Below are 26535 nucleotides of genomic sequence, written 5' to 3' on the forward strand. Positions count from 1 at the left end.
GGAAAATTGGGTGATTTCTCTCTGTAAAAATGAAGAAGGCCGGCCGATAAATAAACTAGTTTGATAGAAACCAATTGAATCAGAAAGAGGAGAAGGAATGAAAAAGAGATTCGTTGCACCTATGTTATTGTCCGCCGTTTTCCTTGTCTTTTGCACCATTGCACAGCCCGCTGAGGCCGCATACAGCGACTACTCCGTTTACGAGCTGGAAACGAAGCAGCAATTTGCTTCTGAGAACGAGGCGCTTCAAGCGGCAGCGAAATTGAAAAAGGATACGGGGTGGCAGGCTGACGCAAAGAAAGCCGGAAATACGCCGCTCACTTATCAAATCTCAGCTTCAGGATTACAAGATGAAACGGATGCGAAAACCGTGCTGAAAGATTTTACGAAGCAGACGGGCGTGTCCGGCACTTACAGCGCAAGCGGAAGCAAACAGCCGTACGTGACCGTCACATCAGGCGTTCTATCAGACGAGCGGCAGACGAAAAATCTTCTTGCCGAACTGACGAAAAAAACGGGCGTGACCGGCGCCGTCAAGCCGGCGGGGACAAAACAGCCGTACATGCAGGTCGTGACTGCTGAGATGGCGGCCGAAGCGGACGCAAAAGCGCTCTCGCAAGCGTTGACGAAGCAGACGGGCGTGAAAGCGTCATACCGTCAGATCAAACGGGAAACAGCCCGGTTTCAGATCCAATCAGGAACAATCTCCGGCGATCAAAAAGCCGCTCAAATCCAAACTGATTTTCAAAAGGAAACAGGATTGCAGGCGTCGCTGAAAGTCACGGCAAAGGCCAGTCCGAATATCACCGTGACAGCCTCTGACATTTCAAATGCAAATGATGCGGCAGGTTTAGCGAAACAGCTGCAGCAGAAAACGGGCGTCAAAGGGAATGTTCAAAAGTATGCCCATAGCAAAACAGCAACCGTGTACAACGTGCAGTCAGGATATTTTAACGGAGTAAGCGCCGTACAAAATGCTATCACCCAAATCAAGAAGAATACGGGTGTGAGCGGAAGCTATCAAAAAGCCGGCAAGAAAAATAATTACACGGTCGCGATGAGCGGACTGACGGCTAAGCAGCTGCAAAGTGTTCAAGCTTTCTTTAAAAAGAAAAAATGGCATTGCGACGCATCGCCTGTCAAAAAGACAGCATCAGTGTCCGTTTATCGGATCACGGCAGGGCAGCTTACCGCTGCAAAGGCAGATCAAACGGAGGCGTTTTTCCGCCAGCAGCGTGTAAAGACGGCAAGAACCGCGGCGGGAAAAACAGCAGAAAACGAATATCAGCTGCTTTCTCAGCAGACGGCAGACCAGTCGAGGATAAAAAAAGGATTGAATCTGCTGGCGGGATATAAACTGACTGCCATTTCAAAAACGATATCCAAGCAGACGGACACAACGTACCAAGTCACAACCGAATCACTGCTTGATACGGCAAAGATCAATCGTTCGCTGGACTTTTTCAAAGGGAAAAAAGTATCCGCCTCCGCACAGAAAACAGGTGAAGCAGCGTATACACAATTCAGAATTGAAACGGCACCGCTGCTTAAAAGGGAAGACATTGACCGCGTGACTGCTTTTTTCAAGCAAAACAAAGCGGCCGGCACTGTGAAGGAGACGGGGAAAACCGGCTCTGCACAGTACGTCATCAAAACCGATACATTCAGCAGTAAAACCGTTTTAAATAAAAGCATGAGCTTTTTCAGCGCCAAACAATTACAGGCCGGCTATACGAGTGAAAGCCATCCGGTTTATGAACTCCGCATTCGCGATCAATTCACGGGAGCGCAGTCAGCGGACGCCGCCTCCCAAAAGCTGAAAAAGCTGTACGGATGGACGATGGCTATTTTGAAAATAAAAAACGGACCGCAAATCATGAATACCAATTACAACATCTCGCTGGCAGATATGGTCAAAAAACAAATGACAGTCAGCCCGCAGACTGATGCCGCGGCTTATGCATCACTTACGTACATCAATACGGCCTCCGGAACGGTCACAGCCGACGTCCTGAACGTCCGGTCAACCCCGGAAGTCAGCTCCGGCAATATTATCGGGCAGTTGAAAAAAGGCGATAAAGTCAGCATCACAGGCCAGACAAACGGCTGGGCCAAACTCAGCATGGGCTGGAGAAACGCCAGCAGTGACGAAGTCGGGCAGTATGTCAATCCGGCTCACTTCGCACAAGACAGCAAGTATTACTTTCAATTTCTGAAGCTCTCTCAGACAGCCGGACTGAACGCATCGGAACTGAATCAAAAAGTGCTGGTCAATAAAGGAATACTGACAGGGAAAGGCCAGGCCTTTATTACAGCCGCCGGCAAATACAGCATCAATGAAGTGTATTTGATTTCGCATGCTTTGCTTGAAACGGGCAATGGCACGTCAGAGCTTGCGAACGGCATTATGTATAATGGTAAAAAGGTTTACAACATGTACGGCATCGGGGCTTATGACAGCAACCCGAATTACTACGGCGCACAATACGCGTATAATCAAGGCTGGTTTACACCGGAAGCCGCGATTATCGGCGGAGCCCAATTTATCGGTGCGTCTTATATTCACAATCCTTCATACGAGCAGGATACGCTGTATAAAATGAGATGGTCTCCAGCCGCGGCCCATCAATATGCGACAGACATCGGCTGGGCGTATAAGCAGGTAAACCGCATGTACAGCTTATACTCACTGCTGGATGACTATACGCTTTACTATGATGTTCCCGTGTATATGAAAGTATAAAAAAAGGGCTGAAGTGTATGCTTCAGCCCTTTCTTCATGCAAAAAACACCCGCCGTCGGATTCAGGCAGGTGCTTCAGCACAATTCTTCATTTTTGTTTCCGCAAATTTCAATAACGCTTCACTCGAATTCCCATCTGAATACATATTCCATTTGTCTGAGAACCGCTTCATTTCTTCTGCACGAAATGGCTTTTTCGTCATTTCCTCCAGAAGGGCTTCGCTGTCATGACAAGCCTTTCCGGGAATGACGGAAGTATAATTGTCGATTAAACCGCGTTTTCGATCATATTCCTCCAGATCATATGTGAAAAAGAAAATCGGTTTATTTAAGAGCGCGAATTCAAAAGGCACGGAAGAGTAATCCGTAATTAAAATATCAGCCGCTTTCAAGAGATCATGAAGACGCATGTCAGACACGTTCTTGATCAGTTCGCTTTCAAACGAAGCCGAAATCTGATGCAAAACGGCAGGGTGAAGCTTTACAAGCAGCATATACTCTCCGTTTAACGCGTTTGTGAGCTGTTCTTCGGTGAATGGCAGCCGAAAGGATTGCATATCATAATCCCTGAATGTCGGTGCGTACAGGATGATTTTTTTCGGCCATTTGTGCTTCAGTTCGGGCTTGTGTTCTTCATAATAGACGTCAGTCAGGGGGACACCCGTTTTTAACAGCTGGCCGTCCCGTATGCCGAACGACTTTTTAAAAACGTCAGCCATCGCGTCTGAACCGACGGTGACAAAGTCAAACGAGCGGTACACTTTTTTAAACCGGCTGATATCTGATGCCGGACGGTTTTGATTCGTCACATCCTCAAGGCCGAACTTTTTCAAAGAGCCGTTCGCATGCCACACCTGAATGCATGTCGTTTGCGGCCGGCGGTTTAAGACGCTTGTCATGAGGAAATAGTTATCCGTTATCACCGCTTTGCTCTTAAAAAGGATCAAAACAGCCTTCAAAAGATGCAGCGGATGTTTTTCGTTCAGATAAAAAGAGCCGATACCTTCCAGCTCTTTTTTCAGACTGACGGCATGTCTCGTATACAAAACCGTCATTTCATAAGAAAGCGATTCAGCGTGCGCTTTGTAAGAACGGATGAGAGCCTGCGCATTCTCTTCAAAAGATACCAGCAGGGTCAGATGGTTCTTGGGCTTTACAGGCTTGAACAAAACGCCGAGAACAGACAGATATATAGAATAAAAAGCGGCGAATAAAGATCGCAAGTTCATAGATTACCAATCTCTTTTGCTGTTTTATTTGTTTAAAGCTGTTTCGTTTGATCTTCTTCCTGCTTGGAATACAGGCTTTTATTTGATTTATTATTTCTCAAAACGGTAAAAGCATACTTCGGAATGTTCAGCATCCTTTTCCATCTCCACGGATTCGTCACCAGTCTGTACAGCCATTCCAGATTCGTTTTGATCATCCATTCAGGGGCGCGTTTCACCGTTCCGCTGAACACATCAAAGCTTCCGCCCAAACCGATCGATACAGCTTGAGGGAAAAGATGTTTGTATTCATAAATAAATTGTTCCTGATGGGGATATCCTAAGGCGACAAACACGAGATCGGGTTTCGCCCGGGAAATCTGTTTGGCGACGAAGCGTTTATCCGCTTCATAACCGTTGCTGGCTCCGACAACCTCAATATTCGGATACTCTTTGCTGATCCGGTTCAAAACGGCGTCAAGCACGTCTTGTTTAGCTCCGTATAAAAATATTTTTTTAGACTGCCGGTTTGCGAGGCCGAGCAGCGCAAGAAACACATCGAATCCCGCAATTCTTGATTTCAGCGGGTGCTGCGTCAAACGTGACATTAACACGACGCCGATACCATCCGGCAGGACGAAATCCGCGGAAGAAATGACTTGATGATAACCTTTGTCTTTCGCCGCAGCGTATCCGATCTCAGGATTGACCGTCGCAATGACGGCTCCTTGCTTTTGTGCGATATAATAAGTGTCTAAATATGAAATAAACTCCTGTAAATTTCCATTAACGTAAGAAAGGTTGTGCACCATTTCAGTCTGCATCTGCCGTCCTCCTTTTTGTACGGGATTTTCTTTCACTTTTTCGTGAATTAGGCTAAGCTTTATTTTAACATAATACCTTCAGATAAACTTAACAATAGTTTTACAAAAATATAAATAAGATAACAATTTCTTTAATCATACGCGCAAAAACCCTGCTAAACTCCTATTGTAATAACATTTGTTAATAAGTGGAATGTAACTTCATTTTACATTGGCTTAACCTTTTCAGGGCTATGTGATATAATGAGGTTCCATGAGTACGAAATTGGCACTTTAGTGATTAAGGATACAGCTGCGCAGCATTTCAGAGCAGTTGCTTGTTATACGTATGATGATAGAAAGGAGCTTTTGTTTCATGAAGAAGGTCATTACTTACGGAACGTTTGATTTACTGCATTGGGGTCATATTAAACTGCTTGAGCGCGCAAAGCAGCTTGGAGATTACCTTGTTGTTGCCATCTCAACAGACGAGTTCAACCTGCAAAAACAAAAAAAGGCCTACCACAGCTATGAACACAGAAAGCTGATTCTGGAAACGATCCGTTATGTCGACGAAGTCATTCCGGAAAACAGCTGGGATCAAAAAGTACGTGACGTAGCGGATCACAACATCGACGTGTTCGTAATGGGAGACGATTGGGAAGGCAAATTCGATTTCCTTAAAGATCAATGCGAAGTCATCTACCTCCCTAGAACCGAAGGCATTTCCACCACACAGATTAAAAAAGAAATTGCCGGGGTGTAATTGAAACATTCGGATATACAGATGATAAAGAAGTACTCCCTCCGGATAGGGAGTACTTCTTGTAATATAAGGTTATTTTCGCTATATTTGTTATGCGCTTTTGAAAAAAAGCTAGACAATAAGAGGAGAATTTAAAGATGAATCTTAGTAACTTTTTTAAGTTGAATAAAAAAGAGTCCAAGCCGTCCGTAGAAGAACGCGAATATACCATTTTAAACAAAGAAGCATTGGCGGAAGAGAAGAAGGTAGCGGTAGTCGTTCCTGTTTATAATGCAGAAGAATATGTAAGGAAAACAGTTGATTCAGTGATCCTTCAAAACATCGGCTTTCAGCATATTTCTTTAATTCTTGTCGATGATTGCTCTACTGATGATTCCAGAAACATCCTGACTGAGTACGCCGAGTTGTATGAAAATATTACAGTCGTCTTTTTGAAAGACAACACGGGAACCCCGGCTTATCCGAGAAACTTGGGGATTGAGCTGGCAAATGCAAAGTACATTACATTTTTGGATGCGGATGATTGGTTTGCGCCGAACGGAGTTAAAATCTTATTCGACATGCTTGAAAGAGATCAGGTAAATTATGCGGTCGGAAAAACGATCGAAATGCAGGTGAACGGTCAAAAAACGATCGGGAAACATGAGTCTTCTCTGAACAGAGCGAAGGTATCGCCTTTTTCAATCCGGCATATTTTCTATCATCTCGGCCCGCGGGCAAGAATGATGAACTTACAATTTCTAAAAGATAATGATATCAGATATCCGGAAATGAAATTTGCTGAAGATAAGCAATTTTTTATGGATGTTCTTTTGGCGTGCGGAGATATTTCAACGTCAACCGAGCCGGTCTATTATCTGAACAGAATGGACAATAATGAGTCGCTGACAAAGCAGACTAATATAATGGAAAAAACCGACACGAACATAGCCGTAATGAAGTATATTCTGAACAAAAAATTAGATACTGAAAAAGAGAAGATGGCAATGAACCGCCTGATCGAATTCGATTCCATTACGCGTCTTTTCGATCGGATGCACTTCCTGAAAAGCGAAAACAAAGAAGCCTACTACAATAAATTCAATGAAATTCTGAATGTGTTAAAGAAGACGAAATACGATATTTCCGAGACATTTTTTCATCCGATTCATAAAACAGCCTACCGTCTGCTGACTCAAAAACGGTATGATGAGGTCGAAAAGCTGTTCCGCTGGTCCAAAAAAGAGCCCGATAAAAACATCGTGACGCAAGGCGGACTGGCTTATTTAGAAAGCCCGCTGACGGATGAAGAAAATAAACTGGTCGAACTTCGCATGCACGGAGAAACGGAAAGCGCGGTGTTCGCCGATCATAAATTCACCGTTACGTTCCGCTTGTTCGGACAGGACAGAAATAATGCCCAATATATTCAGTTTCAGCACAGAGATAACATGAAAGTATTCCACCAGTTTCCGGTTCAGTCACTGGGAGACGGGCGGTACGTCCTTGAAATCCCGTTACGTGACATTGAAAAAGTCGGACTTGGCGGTTATATTATGTATGTCATTTATAACGATTATGAACGTGTCATGTTAAACAGAGACGACGGTGAAAAGGTGACGGCAGAAGCGAACGGACTGCAATATCAATTCTACCGGACGGTGAAGGAGAACCTTTCACTGAAAGTAACAAAATGATGATTGTGATTGGATATGTTTAATTGAAACAGAGGAGTAGACTTATTTTATGGGTATAGAAAATCCTGTCAGATACAAGTTAAAACATCTTAACATAAAGGAAGAGACATTCAGCATTACGATATCCTGTGAAAATGTCACTGCAGGGGAAGAGCCTTCTCTTCAGATTATAAATCGTAAGACAAAAGCGGAACTTTCCGTCCCTCTGAAACGGTTGGCCGGAGAAGGCGGGGAGTACCATGCTGTCATGAGCACGGATCTGCTTTCTGACCATACGGACGGCAAAGGATGTCTGGATTTCTATGTCTCCTTTATCAATGATGACAGTGATATCAGTAAAAAACGGTTAAAATCCAGCCTTGAACCTATTGAACTGTCTTCTTATAAAGATGAGGCTCATCATATGTTCTTTTTCCCTTACACGACGAAGAAAGGGAATTTCTCCTTAAAGCTGCTGCAGAAAAAGTTTGTCACGCGGATTGATGAAATGGAGCTCGAATCTGACGGCAGCTTACATCTGAAAGGTTTTGCATTCCGGCTGAATGCGGCAGAAACCTTAAAGATAAAAGAAAAAAACCTGATTCTTAAAATGAAAAAAGGAAAAGAAGAGGAGCCTCTCATTCTGAAGTATCCGCTTCACGACGTGCCGAGACACGACCTTGATGAATATGTTCAGGACACAACGATGCTTGACACGATAGGCTTTGATACAAAAATTGATTTGAATGCTGTTTATAAAGAATTGAATCAGCAGCTAACCTTTCAATTCCATATTCAATTCATTTTTGAAGATGCCGGGACGGGTGAAGAGATTATCACCAACAGCAAACCGTTAAAGGTTCTGAAATCTGAACAAGTAAACCCTAACCAATTCACGATCCTGAAAACGGAGAAAGGGCCTGCCAGATTTCACGTTTTCACGAAAAAGAAAACGAAAAATCTCCACCTGAGAATGAACGATTACAGCTTCAGCACCCGCGTGGAGTATTTTGTGAAAGGAAAGCTGAAACGGGGCGTTTCCTTTGTACGCAAGAGAAAGAATAAGCTGAAAAAGTTCATTGAGAAAAGAATACAAAACACTTATAAAGCGGGATTCAGGGTTGCGGGGAAACTGCCTGTCAAACAGAAATTTGTCATGTTTGAAAGCTTTGCCGGAAAACAGTACAGCTGCAACCCGCGGGCGATTTATGAATACATGAGCAAAGAGATGCCGGAATACCGTCTCTGCTGGAGTGTAAACCCCGCTTACTCACAGACATTTAAAGATAAAGGAATTCCTTATATCGAACGCTTTACGTTCAAATGGCTGTTTGCCATGGCAAGAGCCGAGTACTGGGTTGTCAACAGCCGTATGCCGCTGTGGATTCCGAAACCTGAGCATACGACATATGTCCAGACATGGCATGGCACGCCTTTAAAGCGCCTTGCCGTAGATATGGATGAAGTGCATATGCCGGGAACAAACACTGAAAAATACAAGCGCAACTTTACGACAGAGGCTTCAAAGTGGGATTACCTGATTTCACCGAACGCATATTCAACCGAAATATTCGCCCGGGCGTTTCAGTTTAATAAAACCATGATTGAATCGGGATATCCGCGGAATGACTTCCTTCAAACGGATAACAGCCCTTCTGTCATCAAAGCGCTGAAAGAAAAAATGAATCTTCCGCAAGATAAAAAAGTGATTATCTACGCACCGACATGGCGGGATGACCAATTTTATAAGAAGGGAAAATACAAGTTTGACCTTGATTTAGACCTTCATCAATTGAGAGAAGCGATCGGCGATCGTTATGTCATTATTTTAAGAATGCATTATCTCGTGGCGGAAAACTTTGATCTCGGACCGTATGAAGGATTTGCGTATGATTTCTCCAGCTACGAAGATATCCGTGAGCTGTATATGGTCTCTGATTTACTCATAACGGACTATTCCTCTGTCTTTTTTGACTATGCAAATCTGAAAAGACCGATGCTGTTTTATGTGCCTGATATCGAAACGTACCGGGATAAACTGAGAGGGTTTTACTTTGACTTTGAAAAAGAAGCGCCCGGCCCGCTTGTCAAAGAAACAGGTGACGTTATCAAATGGGTCAATGAAACGGAATCAGATGATTATAGGCTTCCGGATTCATTCGGGCCTTTTTACGAGAAGTTCTGTTATTTAGAAACCGGGGAATCGTCTGAAAAAGCCGTAAAAGTGATTTTCGGGGACAAGTAAATAAGTGCAAAAAAGCATAATTTAACCACGTTAATTATGCTTTTTTGCTTAAGTGACGGCATGTTGCGCTCATGGGACTCAGGCTTGTTATGAAGTGAAAAATACATCGTAATCTGTTACAATTATGAGCGGTGCTTTTGTAAGTCAAAGCTATTACCTAAAACTTACGACTAAGGAAGATTAGAATGAATGCATTGGTAAAAATTCTGAAAGAGCAATTCAACTCATTTCCGCTGATTATGCGGCTTGCAGTGTACGAAACGAAATCAAAGTATCAAGTGAACTATTTGGGTATATTGTGGCAGTTTCTCAACCCTATGATTCAAATGCTGGCTTACTGGTTCGTATTTGGTCTCGGGATTCGCGGCGGACATGATATGGTGCTTGGAAATGGAGACAGCGTACCGTTCATCGTCTGGATGCTGGCCGGCTTAATTCCTTGGTTCTTTATCAGTCCGACGATACTGGATGCATCTAACAGCGTTTTTAAACGGATAAATTTAGTGTCGAAAATGAACTTTCCGATCAGTTCACTGCCTTCTGTAGTGATAGCATCGAATTTATTCAGTTACTTTGTGATGATGGCGATTTATATTATTGTGCTGCTGAGCAACGGACTGTTTCCGACGCTTCACTGGCTGCAATATATTTATTACTTGTTTTGCATGATCAGTTTTATGTTTGCTTTCGGCCTGTTTAATTCAACCATCAGCGTTTTAATCAGGGACTATCAGTTTTTGCTTCAGGCCGTCACAAGGCTGCTCTTTTTTCTTCTGCCGATTTTCTGGGACATTGCGGAGAAATTTGGAAACAGACCTGAAGTTTTGACCATCTTGAAGTTAAACCCTCTTTTCTATATTATCGAGGGCTTTAGAGACAGCTTTATGGAAGGGCAGTGGTTTTTCCACGATGTGAAATACACGCTGTATTTCTGGTTCGTCACACTGCTGTTATTAACAGTCGGTTCACTTCTTCATATGAAATTCAGAGATAAGTTTGTTGACTTTCTTTAATATAGTAAGGAGATTATACGATGAAACTAAAAGTTTCGTTCAGAAATGTTTCAAAACAGTATTTTCTATATAAAAAACAGTCTGACAAAATTAAAGGACTGTTTTTCCCAAACAGAAATCAAAAAGGTTTTTTCGCTGTCCGAAATGTTTCTTTTGACGTCTATGAAGGGGAAACGATCGGATTCGTAGGGATCAACGGGTCTGGAAAATCAACGATGTCCAATTTGCTTGCAAAGATCATTCCGCCGACAAGCGGGGAGATTGACATGAACGGGCAGCCGTCTTTAATCGCGATTTCTGCCGGATTAAACAATCAATTAAGCGGTAAAGACAACATTCGTTTAAAATGCTTGATGATGGGTCTCAACAATCGGCAGATAGACGAGCTTTATGAAAAAATCGTTGAATTCGCGGATATCGGCGACTTTATAGATCAGCCTGTTAAAAGCTATTCAAGCGGTATGAAATCCCGTCTCGGTTTTGCCATATCGGCGCATATGGACCCTGACATCCTTATTATTGATGAGGCGCTCTCAGTAGGGGACCAGACTTTCTATCAGAAATGTGTGGACCGCATTACGGAGTTTAAAGAACGCGGCAAAACGATCTTTTTCGTCAGTCATTCCATCGGACAGATTGAGAAAATGTGTGATCGGGTGGCTTGGATGCATTACGGCGAAATGCGCATGTTCGACGAAACGAAAGCCGTTGTGAAAGAATATAAAGCTTTTGTGGATTGGTTCAACAAGCTTTCAAAGAAAGAAAAGAAGAAATATCAAAACGAGCAGATTGAAGGCAGAACGCGGGCAGCCGAGGAACAGAAAATCAGTCAGGCGCAGCAAAAGAAAGCGAAGCCCAAATTCATTGCCAATACGATACAGATTACGCTGCTTGCATTGCTGGCTGTCGGCGCAGGCGCTTCGATGTTTTCAGACAAGCCTCTGCGTGCGATTACATCTTTCGGTGACGTCAAACAGAGCGATGCCGGCCTTTATGAGTCTGTGAATAAACCTGCTTTGGTAAAAGCTGAAAAGGCGGACCTTTATACTGAAAAAGATATAAAAGGAAAAGCCTCCGCAAGTGTAAATTTCGGCACGAAGGTGCAGGTAGAAGCCGAAAATAACCAGGCGGCCAAAGTGAAATTAAACGATAAAGAGTACTTTATGAAAAAGACTGATCTGTATAAAGTGAACGCTTTAAAAAAGACGGATGTTCAGCTTAATGATTTCAGCGGCAGTTTATCAAGCCAAACAGCAGAAGAGTTTCTCTCATATCTCAATAAAAGCCGGGACGATGTACAGAGTAAATTGAAAAATCCAGCTGCCGGACAAACGGCTGACGGACGGAACGTATTAAAAACATCCGATGCAAAAACGGATGTAGTGATTGACAAGGATACAGTCTCCGAAGTGGTTTTTCATTTATCGCGTCCCGCAGACATCTCAGCTTTAAGTGAAAAAGGCGGCAGCAAAATCAATCAGAATTTGCTCATGCTTAAAAACCAGGAATATACTTTTTCTGTGAACAATGCTGATAAAACACTGACCGTAACGTCTAAAAAGTAAAGATCACATAAAAAAAGCTGCCGGATTCGGCAGCTTTTTCTATTCGTCAGCTTCTTCTTTTTCAAGAAGATCCTTCATGAACGGAATTAATTTATGGCGGATATCCTGATCCTGTAAGGCAAATTCAAGCGTCGTCTCGATAAATCCGAGTTTTTCACCGACATCGTAACGTTTTCCTTCGAAATCATAAGCGAAGACACGCTGAATGTCATTGAGCTTTTGGATGGCGTCCGTTAATTGAATTTCTCCTCCTGCACCGACTTCCTGCTGTTCCAGGTACATGAAAATTTCAGGAGTGAAAACGTATCTTCCTAAAATAGCCAAGTTGGAAGGAGCTGTGCCCGGTTCAGGCTTCTCTACAAAATTTTTGACCTGGTAACGGCGGCCTTCATTTGTTAACGGATCGATAATTCCGTAGCGGTGTGTGTCGTTTTCAGGAACTTGCTGAACACCGATGATTGAAGACAATGTTTTTTCGTATTCATCCATCAGCTGACGAAGTCCCGGTTTTTCAGCCTGGACAATATCATCGCCGAGAAGAACGGCGAAAGGTTCATCGCCGATGAAGTTGCGTGCGCACCAAACGGCATGACCGAGTCCTTTTGGCTCTTTTTGGCGAATATAGTGGATATCCGCAATATTTGACGATTTTTTCACTTTTTGAAGCAGTTCGATTTTCCCTTTTTCTTCTAAATTTCGTTCCAGTTCAGGGGCATTGTCGAAATGGTCTTCTATTGCTCTTTTTCCTTTTCCGGTTACGATAATAATATCTTCGATGCCGGATTCGACAGCTTCTTCGATAATATACTGAATTGTCGGCTTATCAACGATTGGAAGCATTTCTTTAGGCATTGCTTTTGTGGCCGGCAAAAAACGAGTGCCTAAACCTGCTGCCGGAATAATGGCTTTGCGTACTTTCTTCACTGAATAACACCATCCTTGTTTCTGCAAAATCTTTTTTTCAGAACTATAACCTAGTCTTTTTCCACTTTACCACAATTGATTAAAATTCACACCTTTTAATCCGCTTTCAAAGAGTCTTGTAACGGTTTTTGCTTTGTTTGCCATTAAGCTTTACAATATCTAAGAAACGGCATAAATATGTTAACATGAAGGGATATCCGACATATAAAACGAGGTGCAGACAAACCGTTGAAAAAACTAAAAGTAATGACCGTATTCGGTACAAGACCTGAAGCAATTAAAATGGCTCCGCTCGTATTAGAGCTTGAAAAATATCAGGAAATTGATTCGCTGGTGACTGTAACCGCACAGCACAGACAGATGCTGGATCAAGTGCTTGAAGCATTCAGCATTACGCCTGATTTTGATTTGAATATTATGAAAGAGCGTCAAACGCTTTCAGAAATTACATCTCATGCTTTGCTGAAACTGGACAAGCTGTTCCAAGAAGTAAAACCAGATATCGTTTTGGTCCACGGAGATACGACGACAACGTTCGCCGGAAGCCTTGCCGCCTTTTATCATCAAATCGCCGTAGGCCATGTGGAAGCCGGTCTGCGTACGCATAATAAATACTCTCCTTTCCCCGAGGAAATCAATCGGCAGATGACGGGCGTGATGGCTGATGTGAATTTTGCGCCGACAAGCCAGGCCGAGCAGAATCTGCTTTCTGAAAATAAAAAGCCGGATTCTATATTTGTCACGGGAAATACAGCGATAGACGCGCTTCAAACGACAGTGCGGGAAGATTATTTTCATCCGATTTTTGACAAGCTGGAAGGAAGCAGGATGATTCTTTTAACAGCGCACAGACGTGAAAATTTAGGCAGGCCGATGGAACAGATGTTTAAGGCCGTCAGAAGAGTCGTTGAAGAGTTTGAGGACGTACAAGTCGTTTATCCCGTTCATTTGAATCCCGCAGTTCGTGAGGCTGCAGAAGCCCATTTTGCTGATTCGGACAGGGTGCACTTAATAGAACCTCTGGAGGTCGTGGATTTCCATAACTTCGCTGCGAAAGCAAACTTCATTTTGACCGACTCAGGCGGGGTTCAGGAGGAAGCGCCTTCTCTCGGAAAGCCGGTCTTGGTGCTTAGGGACACAACCGAGCGCCCCGAAGGAGTGAAAGCCGGGACATTAAAGCTGGCGGGTACAGATGAAGAAACGGTGTATCAGCTGACAAAACAGCTCTTAACCGATCAGGCTGAATATGAACGGATGTCAAAGGCGTCAAACCCTTATGGTGACGGATCGGCTTCAAAACGGATTGTGGAAGAACTGCTTTATCGGTACGGCTATAGAAAAACCCGTCCGCAGCCTTTTACAGAATAAAAAAACTCTGCATCATATGCAGAGTTTTTTATTATTTCAGGCTTTCTTTTAATTCTTTTTTGACTGAAGCGAGGCTTGCTTCATCTAATTTGTAATAATAGATATTGTTGATTCTCGTTCCCGTTCCCTTCAGTTCATGCTGAGTGACTTTGCTGCGGGCGTTTTTATAGTCAGTCATAACCGTCCACATATCATCGAATGACATGTTTGTTTTCATATTGTTTTCAATGACCTTAAACATATCTCCGAATTTCGTGACAGACGAGATGTTTGCCCCTTTAGAAATAATCCCTTCTATCACTTGGCGCTGGCGCTGCTGCCTGCCGAAATCCCCCCGGGGATCTTCTTTTCTCATACGCGTGTAGGCAAGTGCTTCTTCGCCGTTCAGGCTGATGTTCCCCGTTCCGAAAGAGTGCCCGTCGTAGTTGAAGGCAAACGTGCTGTTCACCGTAATCCCGCCGAGTGTATCCACGGTATCTTTGAAGCTCTCCATGTTTACTTTCACAAAATAATCTACCGGCACGTCAAGCAGGTCTTCGACGGTATCCGCGGCCATCTGCGTTCCGCCGAAAGCATAGGAGTGGTTGATTTTATCCATCGTACCTTTGCCGGAGATTTTCGTATACGTATCACGCGGAATGCTGACCATTTCTGTTGTATTCGTTTTAGGATTGACGGTCATATAAATCATCGTATCCGCTCGCCCTTTGTCATTTTTCCGCTCATCGACGCCCATGATTAAAACAGAAATCGGATCCTTCTTTCCGAGATCTATATCCGTGTCACGTTTGTCCGATTTTTTCAAGTCTTCCTGAATGCTTGCCACCGTTGAAGCCGCTTTGTGCCACAAGTAGTAGACGTAGCCTCCTGATGATAAAACTAACAGCCCGATGATTGTTACGATTGTCAGAAGAACTTTTTTCTTCTTTCTTTTTCGTTCAGCTCTCATTTGTCATCACCTTTTCTATTAACTTTCCTGATACAATTTACTAATCTTTATAAACCCAGTCATATTTTTACTTATAACCATGTAATAGACGAAATTCTTAAAAAAAGGTTACAAAAAGACCTTAAAATTACCTTAAAAAAAAGTTAGTATAAGACGATACATAAAGATGAGGTGAAAAAAATGAAAAAAACTATTGCAGCTTCGTTCTTAATACTGCTTTTTTCTGTTGTATTGGCAGCGTGCGGAACGGCGGATCAATCAAAGAAGGGAAGCGGTTCTTCGGAGAACCAGGCTCAAAAAGAAACGGCATATTATGTCGGTATGGCGGATACGCACACAATTGAAGTAAAAGTGGATGATCAGCCCGTCAGCTTTGAATTTTCTGATGACTTCTCTGATGTTCTGAATAAATTCAGCGAAAATGACAAAGTCAGCATTACGTATTTCACAAATGATAAAGGCCAAAAAGAGATCAAGGAAATCGAGAAAGCAAAATAATACACCATGATCAGCAAAAGGCGGGATAAAAATTGAAGAAAACAATATGGGCTGTCTGTTTTTCTGTGATATTCAGCCTGGCTTTATTACCGGAAAGCACTTTTGCGTCCAGTTCTGATATCTCAGTAAAACTGACGAATTATATTGGTAATAAATCGACTCTGAATATCGAACCTTCAGGAACTTATAAACTGACGGGAAGCGATGTCTCCTCCGTTGCCAGATTGGGAGGCGCGTCCAAATATGATACGGCTAACGCTGCGACATCCAAGTATTGGAAAAACCCATCCAACGTAGTCGTCGTTAATACGGATGCTTATTTTGCGGACACGCTTTCCGTCATTCCTTTAGCGAATAAACTGAAAGCGCCTGTTCTGCTGACTGAAGCGAAAAAACTGAGCAGCAGCACAGAAGCGCAAATCAAGAAATTCAGTCCGGATAATATTTTAATCATCGGCGGGACGAACAGTATTTCGTCAGCCGCGGAAAAGACATTGAAGAAATACGGCCGTACGAAACGGATCAGCGGAAAAAACAGATATGATCTGTCCAAAAATATTGCGGCCGAAATGGGCAGCTATGACCAGGCGGTCGTAGTAACGGGGGATGTATATACGGATGCGCTGGCAATCGCGCCTTATGCTGCGCAAAACGGCTATCCGATTCTCCTGACGAAAAAAGACTCCCTTCCGAGCTACAATCTGCCTAAAAAAGTGATCATCATGGGAGGCACTTCAAGCGTCAGCAAAGATGTGGAGAATCAAATTAAAAAGAAGGCCTCGGTCACCAAAAGAATTACCGGATCAAACAGATATCAAATATCAGCAAACGCAGTCACTTCGCTCGGCATGGATGCAAGCAAAACGGTGGCTGCCAACGGGACTAAATTAGCGGACATCGTTGTCGGATCAAATATTGCCGCCGCAAATCACATGCCGCTTGTATACATCAAAAAAAGCGAAACACCCGCCGACGAGGCCAGCCTTTTTAAAACGAAAGGCACCTATTCTTATACATTAATAGGCAGCGCAAATTCAATTGCCGATTCAGTTAAGGCTGCTTACGCAAAAGAGTTTTATCTCGTAAACGGAAAGACGTACCGTATTGAAACGTCCGGCGGCAAATTAGGCGTTGCAGGCATTAACAGCGGAAAAACGTCTTTCAAGGCGGTTCCTGAAAAATATTCAACAGCAAACACAATCAGCATTGACGGGAAGCCATATCTGGGGAATATGAGTTTCACTGCGGAATCCGGCAAATATGTAAGACCTGTTAATGAAAACATTCCTTTTGAGGATTATCTGAAAGGTGTCCTGCCGAATGAAATGCCGGGAAGCTGGCCGACAGAAGCGCTGAAAGCCCAGGCTGTTGCTGCCCGCACCTACTCTATCGGCAAGATGGGACAAACAGTCGCGGATACAACGGCCTTTCAGGTTTACGGGGGATACAGCTGGTATCCAAACGCCACCGCAGCCGTTAACGGAACAAAAGGGAAAGTGCTCACTTATTCCGGCAGATTGATAGATGCCACTTACTCATCAAGCAATGGCGGTTACATGGAATCCGGCGATGAAGTGTGGGGATCGAAAGTGCCGTATTTAGTAGCCAAAAAGGATACAAAAGATCCGGAAATCAGCTGGTCTTTAACATTGCAGAAGCAGCAGCTGCCAGCGGGTCTGGATATGAAAAATCCCGCATCCTGGTGGTCTAAAACAAACGAAGCAAATGCTGCGCAGCTCAACGGAATAAAAAATTGGCTGATGAAAAATAAAGAAACCAATGCAAGTTCCATAAAAATTGCAAGCATCTCTGATCTCTCGCTCACCGGAAAAACAAAAGGCCAGCGCGCGGAAGACGCCGCGGTGAAGGTCACGTACCATGTGAATGACAAGTCGAAGGGCTATGTCATGAACAAGACTGCATCTGTTGAGGTGAAAGCGTCTGAACTCAGGACGATGATCGGAGCTTCATCTTTTAAAAGCACATACGCCAGTGCGTCCGGTAATTCTTCGCAAATCACGATATCAGGAAAGGGATACGGTCACGGCGTAGGAATGAGTCAATACGGAGCAAAAGAAAGAGCGGAGGCCGGAGAGCCGTATACTTCTATTCTTGCGTTCTATTATCCTAATACAGCACTTACAAACTACTAAACTTCTGTGGAGGAGATCGGATTGAAATTCATCATAAAATGTCTCCCCGTCTTTATTCTCGGGGTCATTCTATTTGTCCCTTCCGCTTTGGCTGACAACACGGTTAAAAGGATCGGCGGAAGCACCCGGTATGATACGGCTGTACTGGCGGCAAAACAATCATGGGGTGAAGCGAAAACGGTCATTATCACCGGCGGAACTTCATATGCCGATGCAATTGCCGCTGCGCCGCTTTCATATCAAAAAAATGCGCCGCTGCTGTTTACAAATAAAGATCAGCTGTCTGCCGGCACAAAAAAGGGATTAATTGATTTAAAAACGAAAAATGTGATTATCGTAGGCGGCACACCTGCCGTTTCGAAAAATACTGAAAATCAAATTGCTAAATTAGGCATCAGTGTCAAACGATTATCAGGGAGCACGAGATATGCCACAGCCGCAAAAGTGGCGGGTGAAATGACAAGATCTTCTACAGCCCTTGTGGTCAACGGGTTTGTTGATGCAGATGGAATGGCTGCGATTTCTTATGCGTCCGCTAAAAAATATCCGGTTTTATTCACTAATGATTCGACATTAAATGGTTCTACGTCCAATGCGATCAAAAGCTTGGGGATTAAAAACACGATTGTCATCGGCGGGACAAGCAGCATCAGCAGCTCACTTTACAATAAACTGCCGAACCCTTCAAGAATCAGCGGCAAAAACCGCTATAACCTGTCTGTGAATCTTGCAAAAAAGACAGGCTTAAGCACAGGCTATACGTTTGTTACCAATGGCTTTAAAGAGGCGGATACCATCGTCGGAGGCGTGCTGAGCGCCAAACAGGGAAGAGTTCACCTGCTGACGAATGGAGACAGTCTGTCAAAAGACGTCCGGACGTATATCGGAAGTAAAAACATCACCAGCTTCACTGTCATAGGAAGTGCTTCATCTTTAAGCAACAATGCCGCGTCACAGCTTAAAAATCCGGTTGTCGGCAAAACGGTCTTTATTGATCCGGGGCATGGCTATCAGGATTCAGGTGCAACCGGAAACGGCTTGCTTGAGAAAAATGTAAATCTTGATATCGCTACGCGTCTTAACAATCAATTATACGGCGCGGGCGCGCTTACTGTAATGTCGAGGAAGGGCGACACCTTTGACTCGCTTGAGGAGAGAGTGAACAAAGGGGCGAAGGCGAACGCCGATATTTTCATCAGCGTCCATGCGAACGCAAATGATAACAGCAGTGCAAACGGTACGGAGACGTATTATGATAAAACGTACCAATCCGCAAACAGTCTGAGGCTTGCCCAAAATATTCAGCCGAGAATGGTTTCTGCTCTCGGCACGCGTGACCGCAGTGTGAAAACTGCCGGATTTTACGTCATTAAGTATTCTAAAATGCCGAGTGTCTTGTTAGAAACCGGTTTTGTCACAAGCCCGATTGATGCCAATATTTTAAAACAATCAACGAAAAAGGACAGACTCGCGGCGGGGATCACCCAAGGCGTTTCCTCCTATTTCCGATAATTTTTTCATGGAAACAGACCGGTTCATACCGGTCTGTTTTTTTATTTTTCATTATGCTTTGTCTCAAATATGGATATGAATAGATTTACAATAAAAAAACAATAATCGAAACATTCTAATAAACATTAACGCTTCCTTTACTTCCAATTAACATCCATCTGCTAAACTCACGGCATAGGTCATCAAACATCCCAACAAATCGTGAGGTGTGTGTCAGTGGGAGCAGAGAAAAGCATGAATGTAAATAATAACTATGCAGTGCGGCAGGGGACTTCCGCTGCCGTTACGGAAAGAACGGCCCGTTATTTGGCTTTTAAGCGATTCATGGACATTGTGTTTGCGCTTGCGGGGCTCTTGGCGGCGCTCCCGGTGATGGGCCTGTTCTCCATACTGATTCGTTTGGAGTCGCCCGGCCCGGCTTTTTATAAGCAGGAGCGGGTAGGCAAAGACGGGAAGCCATTTTATTTGTATAAGCTCCGCTCTATGAAAATAGATGCTGAAAAATCGGGGGCGGTCTGGGCGCTGAAAAAGGATCCCCGCGTGACAAAGGTCGGCGCTTTTATCAGAAGGACCCGTATTGATGAGCTGCCGCAGCTGGTAAATGTGCTTCGGGGAGAAATGAGCCTGATCGGCCCGCGTCCCGAGCGGCCCGTGTTTACGGAACAGTTTCAGGCTGAGATTCCGGGGTTTACGGAGCGGCTGGCCGTTAAGCCGGGATTAAGCGGCTGGGCGCAGGTCAACGGGGGATATGACATGACACCGAGGGAAAAACTGATGTTTGACTTATATTATATCCGCAACCTGACCTTTTCATTGGAACTGAAGATTATGCTCAAAACGTGCAAAGTGATCTGGACCGGTGACGGGGCGCGATAAAAATTCTGGTCAGCAGACAAAAAAGTAGGGAAAACGATGCCTAGTATTACAAATCAAATCTTGAGCGGCGCCAAATGGACAAGTATTTCGACAGCGTGTATTACGGTCATTCAAATCATCCAATTCGCCCTGCTCGGGCGGGTCATGTCACTGGCTGAATTCGGCCTTGTCGGCATGATCACAACGGTAGTGGTGTTTGCCCAAATTGCGCTTGATATGGGTTTTGGCGCCGCGCTCATTCAAAAAGATCATGTGACTGATAAACAGATGTCTTCCTTGTACTGGCTGAATATCATAACGGGGCTTGCGCTGTTTGCGCTGCTGTTTTTCAGCAGTCCGCTCATCGCCGATTTTTATCGGCGGGAGGAGCTTGTCTATTTAATCCGCGTGCTGGCCGTTATGTTTTTAATCGCGCCGATCGGTCAGCAATACCAGTATATGCTGCAAAAAGCGCTGGCATTTAACACGTTAAGCAAGATTGAAATCTTTTCAAATGTGCTGTCCTTCGTGTATTTGGCGGCCGCGGTTTTTTATACGGACCCGATTCTCGCCTATGTGATTTCTCAGGTGCTGCTGCAATCGTCGAAAGGGATTCTGTACTGGATGGCCTGCAGAAAAACATGGAGACCGGCGTTGGTTTTTGATCTGAAAGGAATGAAAGGTTTCTTTTCTTTCGGGGCCTTTCAGCTGTCTTCCCGGCTTGTGAACCGGCTCGGAGCGAATATTGATATGATTCTGATCGGCAGTTTTATCGGCGCTGAGGCGCTCGGCATTTACAATCTGGCCTACCAGATTGTCACGCTTCCGGTATTAAAAATTAATCCGATCATTACGAGAGTTGCGTTTCCCGTCTTTGCGAAAAACAAGCATGAAAACAGCGTTATCAGAGAAGGATTTCTCAATATGACCAAAATACTCGCGCTGATATCCTTTCCGCTTTTGCTCGGTTTGGTTTCAGTGTCGGATGCATTCGTGGCTTCGGTATTCGGAGAAAAATGGCTGGCGGCTGTCCCGGTTTTAAACGTTCTCGCCATCGTCGGGATATTAAGGGTTCTGATGAATCCGAACGGATCTGTGCTGCTCGCAAAAGGGCGGGCCGATCTGGCGTTTTATTGGGACGCCGGGGTGATGCTGCTGTATGGCGCATCTTTGTACGCCGCCGTGCTGTCCGGAAATCTCTTGACGGTAGCCTGGACGTACGCTTTCATCAGCATCCTGAATTTCCTGATCGGGCGCTGGCTGTTGGCATATGTCATTAAGCTGCGGCTGTCGGCTTACTTCAAAGCCGTGGCCAAACCGTTTCTGCTTACGGCGGCAATGGGTGTCATCGCCTTTACAGCCAGCTTCGGAACGGAGCGGATCAGCCTTGATGTCAAGCTGCGGCTGGCGATCTCCGTAGCCTGCGGCGCGTTGTGTTATTTATTCCTGTTAGGAAAAGCTTATCCGCATATGAAAAGTAAATTAAGAAAAGGACGTTTGCTATGAAGGTATTGTGGATGACAAGTGTCTATCCGAGCAGTGAGAAGCCGGGAGAAGGCGTTTTTCATGAGACGCAGGCCCAAGAACTGAGAAGGCTTGGCGCGGAGATGACCGTCATTTGTCCGCGGCCGAAACTCGCCGCGCCATTCCGGGTGCTGAAAAAGACGTATCGGCAAAAGGATATCAGGCCGGCGCATGAATGGCGGAAAGGCGTGTCCGTCCACCGGCCGTTTTATCAGGCGGTTCCCGGGCAGCTGAAATGGGCGCAGCCGCATAAAAGAATGGCGGAATCCATTCTTTCCGAAATTAAAAATCATGGCCTGAAGCCCGATCTGATTCACGCGCATTTCGCCATGCCGTCAGGCGGAGCGGCCGCCATTGTGTCAAAGGCTTTAGGCATTCCGTATGTGCTGACCTTGCATGGCAGTGATGTCAATGTCTATCCGCATTACAGCAAAAGCGCTCATCGCGCATTTACATTTGCGGTGCGGGAAGCAGCCGATATTTACGCTGTGAGCGGCAGTCTGCGGGAACAAATGAAAAAGCTTATCGAAGCGGAGTGCACCGTGCTTCCGATCGGCATCACGCTTGACGCCTTCCGAAAAAGGAACGAGACGAAAGAAGCCGTCAGAAAACGGCTCGGCCTTCCTCCGGATAAAAAACTGATCGTGTTCATCGGCAGGCTTGTCAAAGAGAAAGGTGTTTTCGACTTATCAAAAGCCGCTCAGTCATTGGATGAAAGATATGAAGCCGTCTTTGTCGGTGACGGTCCCGCCGCATCTTCATTGCGTGAAGCCGCTCATATCGTCACGGGGCAAGTGCCGAACGACAAGGTACAGGACTATCTGCTGGCTTCGGATGTAATGGCGCTGCCGTCCTACAGCGAAGGCATGCCGACTGTGGTCATTGAGGCGCTCGCTCTGAAGGTGCCGGTGATCTGCACCGATGTCGGAGGATTGGCTTCTTTATTCGGGAAACACCGGGGGTTGCTGATCAAGCCGGGTTCACCTGAGACGCTGGCAGAATCGATTCTGCAATATGACGAAGGAGAGGCTTGGACGCCGCAAACAGCCGAGGAACTTTATCAAACCGTCCGCACGTATTTTGACGCAAGCCAAAACGCGAAAGCGCTGAAAGAGAAATACCGATCCGTAATGAACCGGGCCGGGCAAGAGGAGAACCTTTCGAAAGAGGGATGAAGCTGTGAAAAAAATCGCTGTATTAGGAACAGGGTATGTAGGTCTTGTATCTGGAACTTGTTTTGCGGAAATCGGCCATCATGTGACTTGCTGTGACATCAATGAAGCGAAAATCAGAAGCTTGCAAAACGGAGTCATCCCGATATATGAACCGGGGCTTGAGGAATTAGCCGAAAAAAATGTCAGTGCCGGGCGCTTATCCTTTACGGCCGGCATTGAGCCGGCTGTGAAAGCCGCTGATATCATCTATATCGCCGTCGGTACGCCGATGTCAAAGACGGGTGAAGCCGATCTGACCTACATTAAGGCAGCGGCGCAAACAATCGGAGAACAGCTGAACGGATACAAAATCATTGTCACCAAAAGCACTGTTCCGGTCGGGACGGGAAAGCTCGTTTACCAAATCGTCAGCGAAGCGTCAAAGGGAAAATATCCGTTTGATGTCGCGTCAAATCCTGAATTCCTCCGCGAAGGTTCGGCGGTGCGGGATACGATGCAGATGGAGCGGGCGGTCATCGGCGCCACAAGCGAACATGCCGCTTCGGTCATTGAAGAGCTTCATAAGCCGTTCCGTACGAAGATCGTAAAGACCAATCTTGAAAGCGCGGAAATGATTAAGTATGCCGCAAATGCTTTTTTAGCCGCCAAAATATCTTTTATTAACGATATCGCCAATATTTGCGAACGTGTCGGGGCGGACATTTCCCACGTGTCAGAAGGCGTCGGTCTTGACAGTCGGATCGGGAATAAATTTCTCCAGGCGGGCATCGGATTCGGCGGATCCTGCTTTCCGAAGGATACAACGGCTTTATTGCATATCGCAAACGCCGCCGGCTATCCGTTTCAAATGATGGAAGCCGTCATTGAAACCAATCAGAAGCAGCGGGTCCGTATTACGGAAAAATTGAACCGCGCCATCGGTCCCTTAAAAGGGAAAACCGCGGCCGTACTGGGGCTGGCCTTTAAACCGCACACAAATGACGTCCGCTCCGCCCCGGCTCTTGATATCATCACAAGTCTTAAAGAGCAGGGCGCTCACGTGAAAGCGTATGATCCGATCGCGATTCCCGAAGCGTCAGCGATATTAGGAGACGGCGGCATTGAATATCACACAGAGCTGTACAGTGCCATCAAAAACGCGGACGCATGCCTGATTACAACAGATTGGCCGGAAGTCAAGGAGATGGATCTTCAGAGAGTGAAGCAGCTGCTCAAACAGCCGGTCATCATTGACGGCAGAAATATGTTTCCGTTGGAGTATATGAGGGTTTCAGGATTCACTTATCATTCCGTCGGACGTCCGGCGGTTCATGCCGATCGGCAAATAAAAGAACTGGCAAGATAGAAAAAGATTGTCTTCAGGCTCTCGGCAGCCCGGCTCGGCTGCCGGTTTTGGAAAGGGGTTTGCCATGTGAGTATCAAACGTTCAGCGGCACATGTTCTTGTGCTGCTTGCCGCTCTCATTACAGGAGGATTCATCATGCTGGAGGCGGTCAGGGCGGATGCCGGCTTCGGAAAAATCACCGTGCTGCTGTTTGCCGCCATGATCGGCTTTGCCGGACTTGCTTTGCTATCCGCCTTTACAACAAACGGTCAGATGTTTATGGGGCTCATTTATATACTGATCGCGTGTACATTTTTAAACCAGGCCTTCTTTGCGATCCATCTCGGATTTTTCAGCTTATTTATATACCGGCTGTTATTAATCGGAGCGGGCGCCCTTCACGTCGCCGGCATCCTGACAAACCGCCATCATATTGACAGATGGAATCGGGTGAATGTAAAAGGGGTTCTGATGTTTTTCGCCTTATGGTTTACATACGGTCTCCTATCGTTATTGTGGGCAAAATCCGTGACGTACGGGATTAAATATTTAGCTTTAATGGGAATGGGCATGTTTTTGATTTATCTTATTGTCATGTTCATTCAGCGCTTTGATCAGCTGATGGTTTTTTACGGCATATGGCTTGTGATGACCATTTTTGTGATGGCGATCGGCTTTTACAACCATTTTACACACCACCATCTGCCGAGCTCCACGCTTTATAACGGCCCGCAGTACAAACAGCATTATCCGACGTCCGTTTTCTTTAATCAAAATGATTTCGCAACGTTTTTGTGCATCAGTTTCTTTCTGTATGCGGCGGCGGTGAAAAATATGAAAAACGGCTATGTGAAGGCCGTCAGCCTGCTCTTTGCGATCTGCGCTTTGTATTTAATCATTTTGACCGGTTCGCGCGCGAGTCTGCTGGGCATATGCGCGGGGGCGGCTGTATACGTCTTCATCCTGCTGCCTTCCCTGTTGAAAAAACTCGCGCTGTACGCAGCGGGAGCGGGTGCGGCGCTGTTTGCGGTTTTATTTGCGGGCCGTATCACCAATGCCGTCTTGAATCTGTTTTCAGCTCCGCAGGCGATGCCGGGACAGCAACCGCTTCCTTCCAACCTTGCGAGGGCGAATCTTTTAAAAAACGCCTTTCACTATGTGATTGATTCCTGGGGGTTCGGAGTGGGTGCCGGAAACGTCTCTTACTATTTAAAAGCGGAGCCCGTTTATGATACGGGCGGCGTAGTTGAGGTGCACAACTGGCTCGTCGAGATTATGGCGAACTTCGGCGTTCTTACGATGCTCGGTTACCTGACAGTCTATTTGTTCCTTTTTTGGACACTTTATAAATGTCATGAAAGAAAATCGGAAAATCAGTCAAGACTGATCACAGAAGGACTTATCACGGCGATGGCCGGTTTTTTGGTAAGCAGCATCAGCCCAAGCTCCGTATCAAATTTATTTTTCCACTGGGTATTTCTCTCGCTCGTGATCGCGGCGGTCAATATATTGAGGCGTTTACAAAAGGAGCCTGCCGTCACGGCGTACTATGAAAAACAGGGAGATGCGAGATGAAGGATATGTTGACAAGAATAACCCGGCGTATCAAAAAGAATATCATTTGGATCATTGCGCTGCCCGTTGTGTTAGGGGCAGCGGGATATGTATTGCCGTCAAAAATCAGCGGGGGCAGCAGTTTTACATCAGAAGCCGCGATCGCCGCGGGAAATTATGATCATCCGCTTTATAACAATACAAAAGAAATCCCGCTCCTTTTGACGAGCGATGCCTTTTTAAAGCAGGCTTTGCCTGATAAAACAGACGAAGAAAGAGCGGCCGTGAAAAGTAAACTGACTGTCGAAACACAATCAGATTCATTGATCACGGTCAGCTACAGCGGCCAAAACAAACAGGAGACCGAATCGGTGTTTCAAGCCGTCATAAAAACTTTTCTGAAGAATGATCAGGACCTGTTTGAAAAACGGGCAAAAGTAGTGCGGCAGAGTATTGCTGCGCTTGAAGGAGAAACCGTCAGCGCGGACGCCAAAGTGGATAAGGAACGATTTTTATACGAATTGAAAAATACGCAGCTGAACCTGAAAGCGGCCGGCATCATCAATTCAGAGCCGATGAATGAAACGGCGGGACAAGGCATGCCGCCGAAAAAGAAAGCGGTTCTGGGCGTTTTAATCGGCATTGCAGTTGCATTTATGTTCATTGTCATTCCTGAGTTTTTTAGAGAGTCCTTGTAAAAAT

At 45.2% G+C, this 26535-nt stretch carries 20 protein-coding genes; 16 read left to right on the top strand and 4 right to left on the bottom strand.

What is annotated here, in order from left to right:
• The first annotated feature begins 97 nt into the window (after positions 1-97).
• Positions 98-2743 carry an N-acetylglucosaminidase gene (locus AC1RRX_RS01075; protein WP_108725271.1) on the top strand — a complete coding sequence of 882 codons (2646 nt, stop codon included), beginning with the start codon at positions 98-100 and terminating at the stop codon, positions 2741-2743.
• A 61-nt stretch (positions 2744-2804) separates the two neighbouring features.
• Here AC1RRX_RS01075 and AC1RRX_RS01080 read toward each other — a convergent pair whose 3' ends face one another.
• Positions 2805-3971 carry a CDP-glycerol--glycerophosphate glycerophosphotransferase gene (locus tag AC1RRX_RS01080; protein WP_007407502.1) on the bottom strand — a complete coding sequence of 389 codons (1167 nt, stop codon included), beginning with the start codon at positions 3969-3971 and terminating at the stop codon, positions 2805-2807.
• 32 nt (positions 3972-4003) lie between these two features.
• A complete protein-coding gene (locus AC1RRX_RS01085; protein ID WP_144463866.1) occupies positions 4004-4774 on the bottom strand; it encodes a WecB/TagA/CpsF family glycosyltransferase in 771 nt (256 codons plus the stop codon).
• Positions 4775-5129: 355 nt separating this feature from the next.
• Between AC1RRX_RS01085 and tagD the strand changes: the two genes are divergently transcribed.
• The 5 genes from tagD (at position 5130) to tagH (ending at position 11997) form a co-directional block, all read left to right on the top strand.
• A complete protein-coding gene (gene tagD / locus AC1RRX_RS01090) occupies positions 5130-5519 on the top strand; it encodes a glycerol-3-phosphate cytidylyltransferase (protein ID WP_003151361.1) in 390 nt (129 codons plus the stop codon).
• Positions 5520-5656: 137 nt separating this feature from the next.
• On the top strand, positions 5657-7195 hold the full coding sequence (locus tag AC1RRX_RS01095) for a glycosyltransferase family 2 protein (RefSeq protein ID WP_007407500.1): 1539 nt from the start codon (positions 5657-5659) through the stop codon (positions 7193-7195).
• 49 nt (positions 7196-7244) lie between these two features.
• Positions 7245-9419, top strand: a complete 2175-nt coding sequence (locus tag AC1RRX_RS01100) for a CDP-glycerol glycerophosphotransferase family protein (protein WP_144463867.1) — start codon at positions 7245-7247, stop codon at positions 9417-9419.
• A gap of 185 nt (positions 9420-9604) precedes the next feature.
• Positions 9605-10432, top strand: a complete 828-nt coding sequence (locus AC1RRX_RS01105) for an ABC transporter permease (RefSeq protein WP_003151365.1) — start codon at positions 9605-9607, stop codon at positions 10430-10432.
• A 20-nt stretch (positions 10433-10452) separates the two neighbouring features.
• Positions 10453-11997, top strand: a complete 1545-nt coding sequence (gene tagH, locus AC1RRX_RS01110) for a teichoic acids export ABC transporter ATP-binding subunit TagH (protein ID WP_020956428.1) — start codon at positions 10453-10455, stop codon at positions 11995-11997.
• 39 nt (positions 11998-12036) lie between these two features.
• On the opposite strand, the gene galU is transcribed toward tagH, so the two are convergent.
• Positions 12037-12921 (bottom strand): UTP--glucose-1-phosphate uridylyltransferase GalU, encoded by an 885-nt coding sequence (gene galU / locus AC1RRX_RS01115; protein ID WP_020956427.1) that lies wholly within the window; start codon positions 12919-12921, stop codon positions 12037-12039.
• A gap of 228 nt (positions 12922-13149) precedes the next feature.
• Between galU and wecB the strand changes: the two genes are divergently transcribed.
• Positions 13150-14289 (top strand): non-hydrolyzing UDP-N-acetylglucosamine 2-epimerase, encoded by a 1140-nt coding sequence (gene wecB / locus AC1RRX_RS01120; protein WP_032867494.1) that lies wholly within the window; start codon positions 13150-13152, stop codon positions 14287-14289.
• A 31-nt stretch (positions 14290-14320) separates the two neighbouring features.
• Here wecB and tagU read toward each other — a convergent pair whose 3' ends face one another.
• Positions 14321-15238: a polyisoprenyl-teichoic acid--peptidoglycan teichoic acid transferase TagU gene (tagU, locus tag AC1RRX_RS01125; RefSeq protein WP_003151369.1), complete on the bottom strand. Its 918-nt coding sequence runs from the start codon at positions 15236-15238 to the stop codon at positions 14321-14323.
• Positions 15239-15418: 180 nt separating this feature from the next.
• Here tagU and lytA point away from each other — a divergent pair, with 180 nt between their 5' ends.
• The 9 genes from lytA (at position 15419) to tuaF (ending at position 26531) form a co-directional block, all read left to right on the top strand.
• Entirely contained in the window at positions 15419-15736 is a 318-nt protein-coding gene (gene lytA, locus AC1RRX_RS01130; RefSeq protein ID WP_007407496.1) for an acidic lipoprotein LytA, read from the top strand.
• A gap of 32 nt (positions 15737-15768) precedes the next feature.
• Positions 15769-17889, top strand: a complete 2121-nt coding sequence (locus AC1RRX_RS01135) for a SpoIID/LytB domain-containing protein (RefSeq protein ID WP_047936256.1) — start codon at positions 15769-15771, stop codon at positions 17887-17889.
• Between the two features lie 21 nt (positions 17890-17910).
• On the top strand, positions 17911-19401 hold the full coding sequence (locus AC1RRX_RS01140) for an N-acetylmuramoyl-L-alanine amidase (protein WP_007407494.1): 1491 nt from the start codon (positions 17911-17913) through the stop codon (positions 19399-19401).
• Positions 19402-19617: 216 nt separating this feature from the next.
• Complete coding sequence (locus tag AC1RRX_RS01145) at positions 19618-20277, top strand: exopolysaccharide biosynthesis polyprenyl glycosylphosphotransferase (protein WP_003151373.1); 660 nt, start codon at positions 19618-19620, stop codon at positions 20275-20277.
• A 36-nt stretch (positions 20278-20313) separates the two neighbouring features.
• Positions 20314-21762: a teichuronic acid biosynthesis protein TuaB gene (tuaB, locus tag AC1RRX_RS01150; protein WP_042635535.1), complete on the top strand. Its 1449-nt coding sequence runs from the start codon at positions 20314-20316 to the stop codon at positions 21760-21762.
• Positions 21759-22955 carry a teichuronic acid biosynthesis protein TuaC gene (gene tuaC, locus AC1RRX_RS01155; RefSeq protein WP_032869542.1) on the top strand — a complete coding sequence of 399 codons (1197 nt, stop codon included), beginning with the start codon at positions 21759-21761 and terminating at the stop codon, positions 22953-22955. Before tuaB ends, tuaC begins: the two co-directional genes overlap by 4 nt.
• Positions 22956-22959: 4 nt before the next feature.
• Positions 22960-24300: a UDP-glucose 6-dehydrogenase TuaD gene (tuaD, locus tag AC1RRX_RS01160; RefSeq protein ID WP_032867088.1), complete on the top strand. Its 1341-nt coding sequence runs from the start codon at positions 22960-22962 to the stop codon at positions 24298-24300.
• A 66-nt stretch (positions 24301-24366) separates the two neighbouring features.
• Positions 24367-25854, top strand: coding sequence for a teichuronic acid biosynthesis protein TuaE (tuaE, locus tag AC1RRX_RS01165; protein WP_144463868.1), 1488 nt, complete (start codon positions 24367-24369; stop codon positions 25852-25854).
• Positions 25851-26531 carry a teichuronic acid biosynthesis protein TuaF gene (gene tuaF, locus AC1RRX_RS01170; RefSeq protein WP_007407488.1) on the top strand — a complete coding sequence of 227 codons (681 nt, stop codon included), beginning with the start codon at positions 25851-25853 and terminating at the stop codon, positions 26529-26531. The genes tuaE and tuaF overlap by 4 nt, the downstream gene beginning before the upstream one ends.
• Positions 26532-26535: the final 4 nt, after the last annotated feature.

The sequence above is a fragment of the Bacillus sp. GW821-FHT11D08 genome, assembly GCF_058808515.1.

Excerpts from the sequence above, each read along its gene's own strand:
- lytA (WP_007407496.1), top strand. The coding sequence starts at position 15,419 with ATGAAAAAAACTATTGCAGCTTCGTTCTTAATACTGCTTTTTTCTGTT.
- AC1RRX_RS01095 (WP_007407500.1), top strand. The coding sequence starts at position 5,657 with ATGAATCTTAGTAACTTTTTTAAGTTGAATAAAAAAGAGTCCAAGCCG.
- tuaC (WP_032869542.1), top strand. The coding sequence starts at position 21,759 with ATGAAGGTATTGTGGATGACAAGTGTCTATCCGAGCAGTGAGAAGCCG.
- tagU (WP_003151369.1), bottom strand. The coding sequence starts at position 15,238 with ATGAGAGCTGAACGAAAAAGAAAGAAGAAAAAAGTTCTTCTGACAATC.
- AC1RRX_RS01100 (WP_144463867.1), top strand. The coding sequence starts at position 7,245 with ATGGGTATAGAAAATCCTGTCAGATACAAGTTAAAACATCTTAACATA.
- tagD (WP_003151361.1), top strand. The coding sequence starts at position 5,130 with ATGAAGAAGGTCATTACTTACGGAACGTTTGATTTACTGCATTGGGGT.
- AC1RRX_RS01075 (WP_108725271.1), top strand. The coding sequence starts at position 98 with ATGAAAAAGAGATTCGTTGCACCTATGTTATTGTCCGCCGTTTTCCTT.
- tuaB (WP_042635535.1), top strand. The coding sequence starts at position 20,314 with ATGCCTAGTATTACAAATCAAATCTTGAGCGGCGCCAAATGGACAAGT.
- AC1RRX_RS01085 (WP_144463866.1), bottom strand. The coding sequence starts at position 4,774 with ATGCAGACTGAAATGGTGCACAACCTTTCTTACGTTAATGGAAATTTA.
- AC1RRX_RS01105 (WP_003151365.1), top strand. The coding sequence starts at position 9,605 with ATGAATGCATTGGTAAAAATTCTGAAAGAGCAATTCAACTCATTTCCG.
- AC1RRX_RS01080 (WP_007407502.1), bottom strand. The coding sequence starts at position 3,971 with ATGAACTTGCGATCTTTATTCGCCGCTTTTTATTCTATATATCTGTCT.
- tuaF (WP_007407488.1), top strand. The coding sequence starts at position 25,851 with ATGAAGGATATGTTGACAAGAATAACCCGGCGTATCAAAAAGAATATC.
- tagH (WP_020956428.1), top strand. The coding sequence starts at position 10,453 with ATGAAACTAAAAGTTTCGTTCAGAAATGTTTCAAAACAGTATTTTCTA.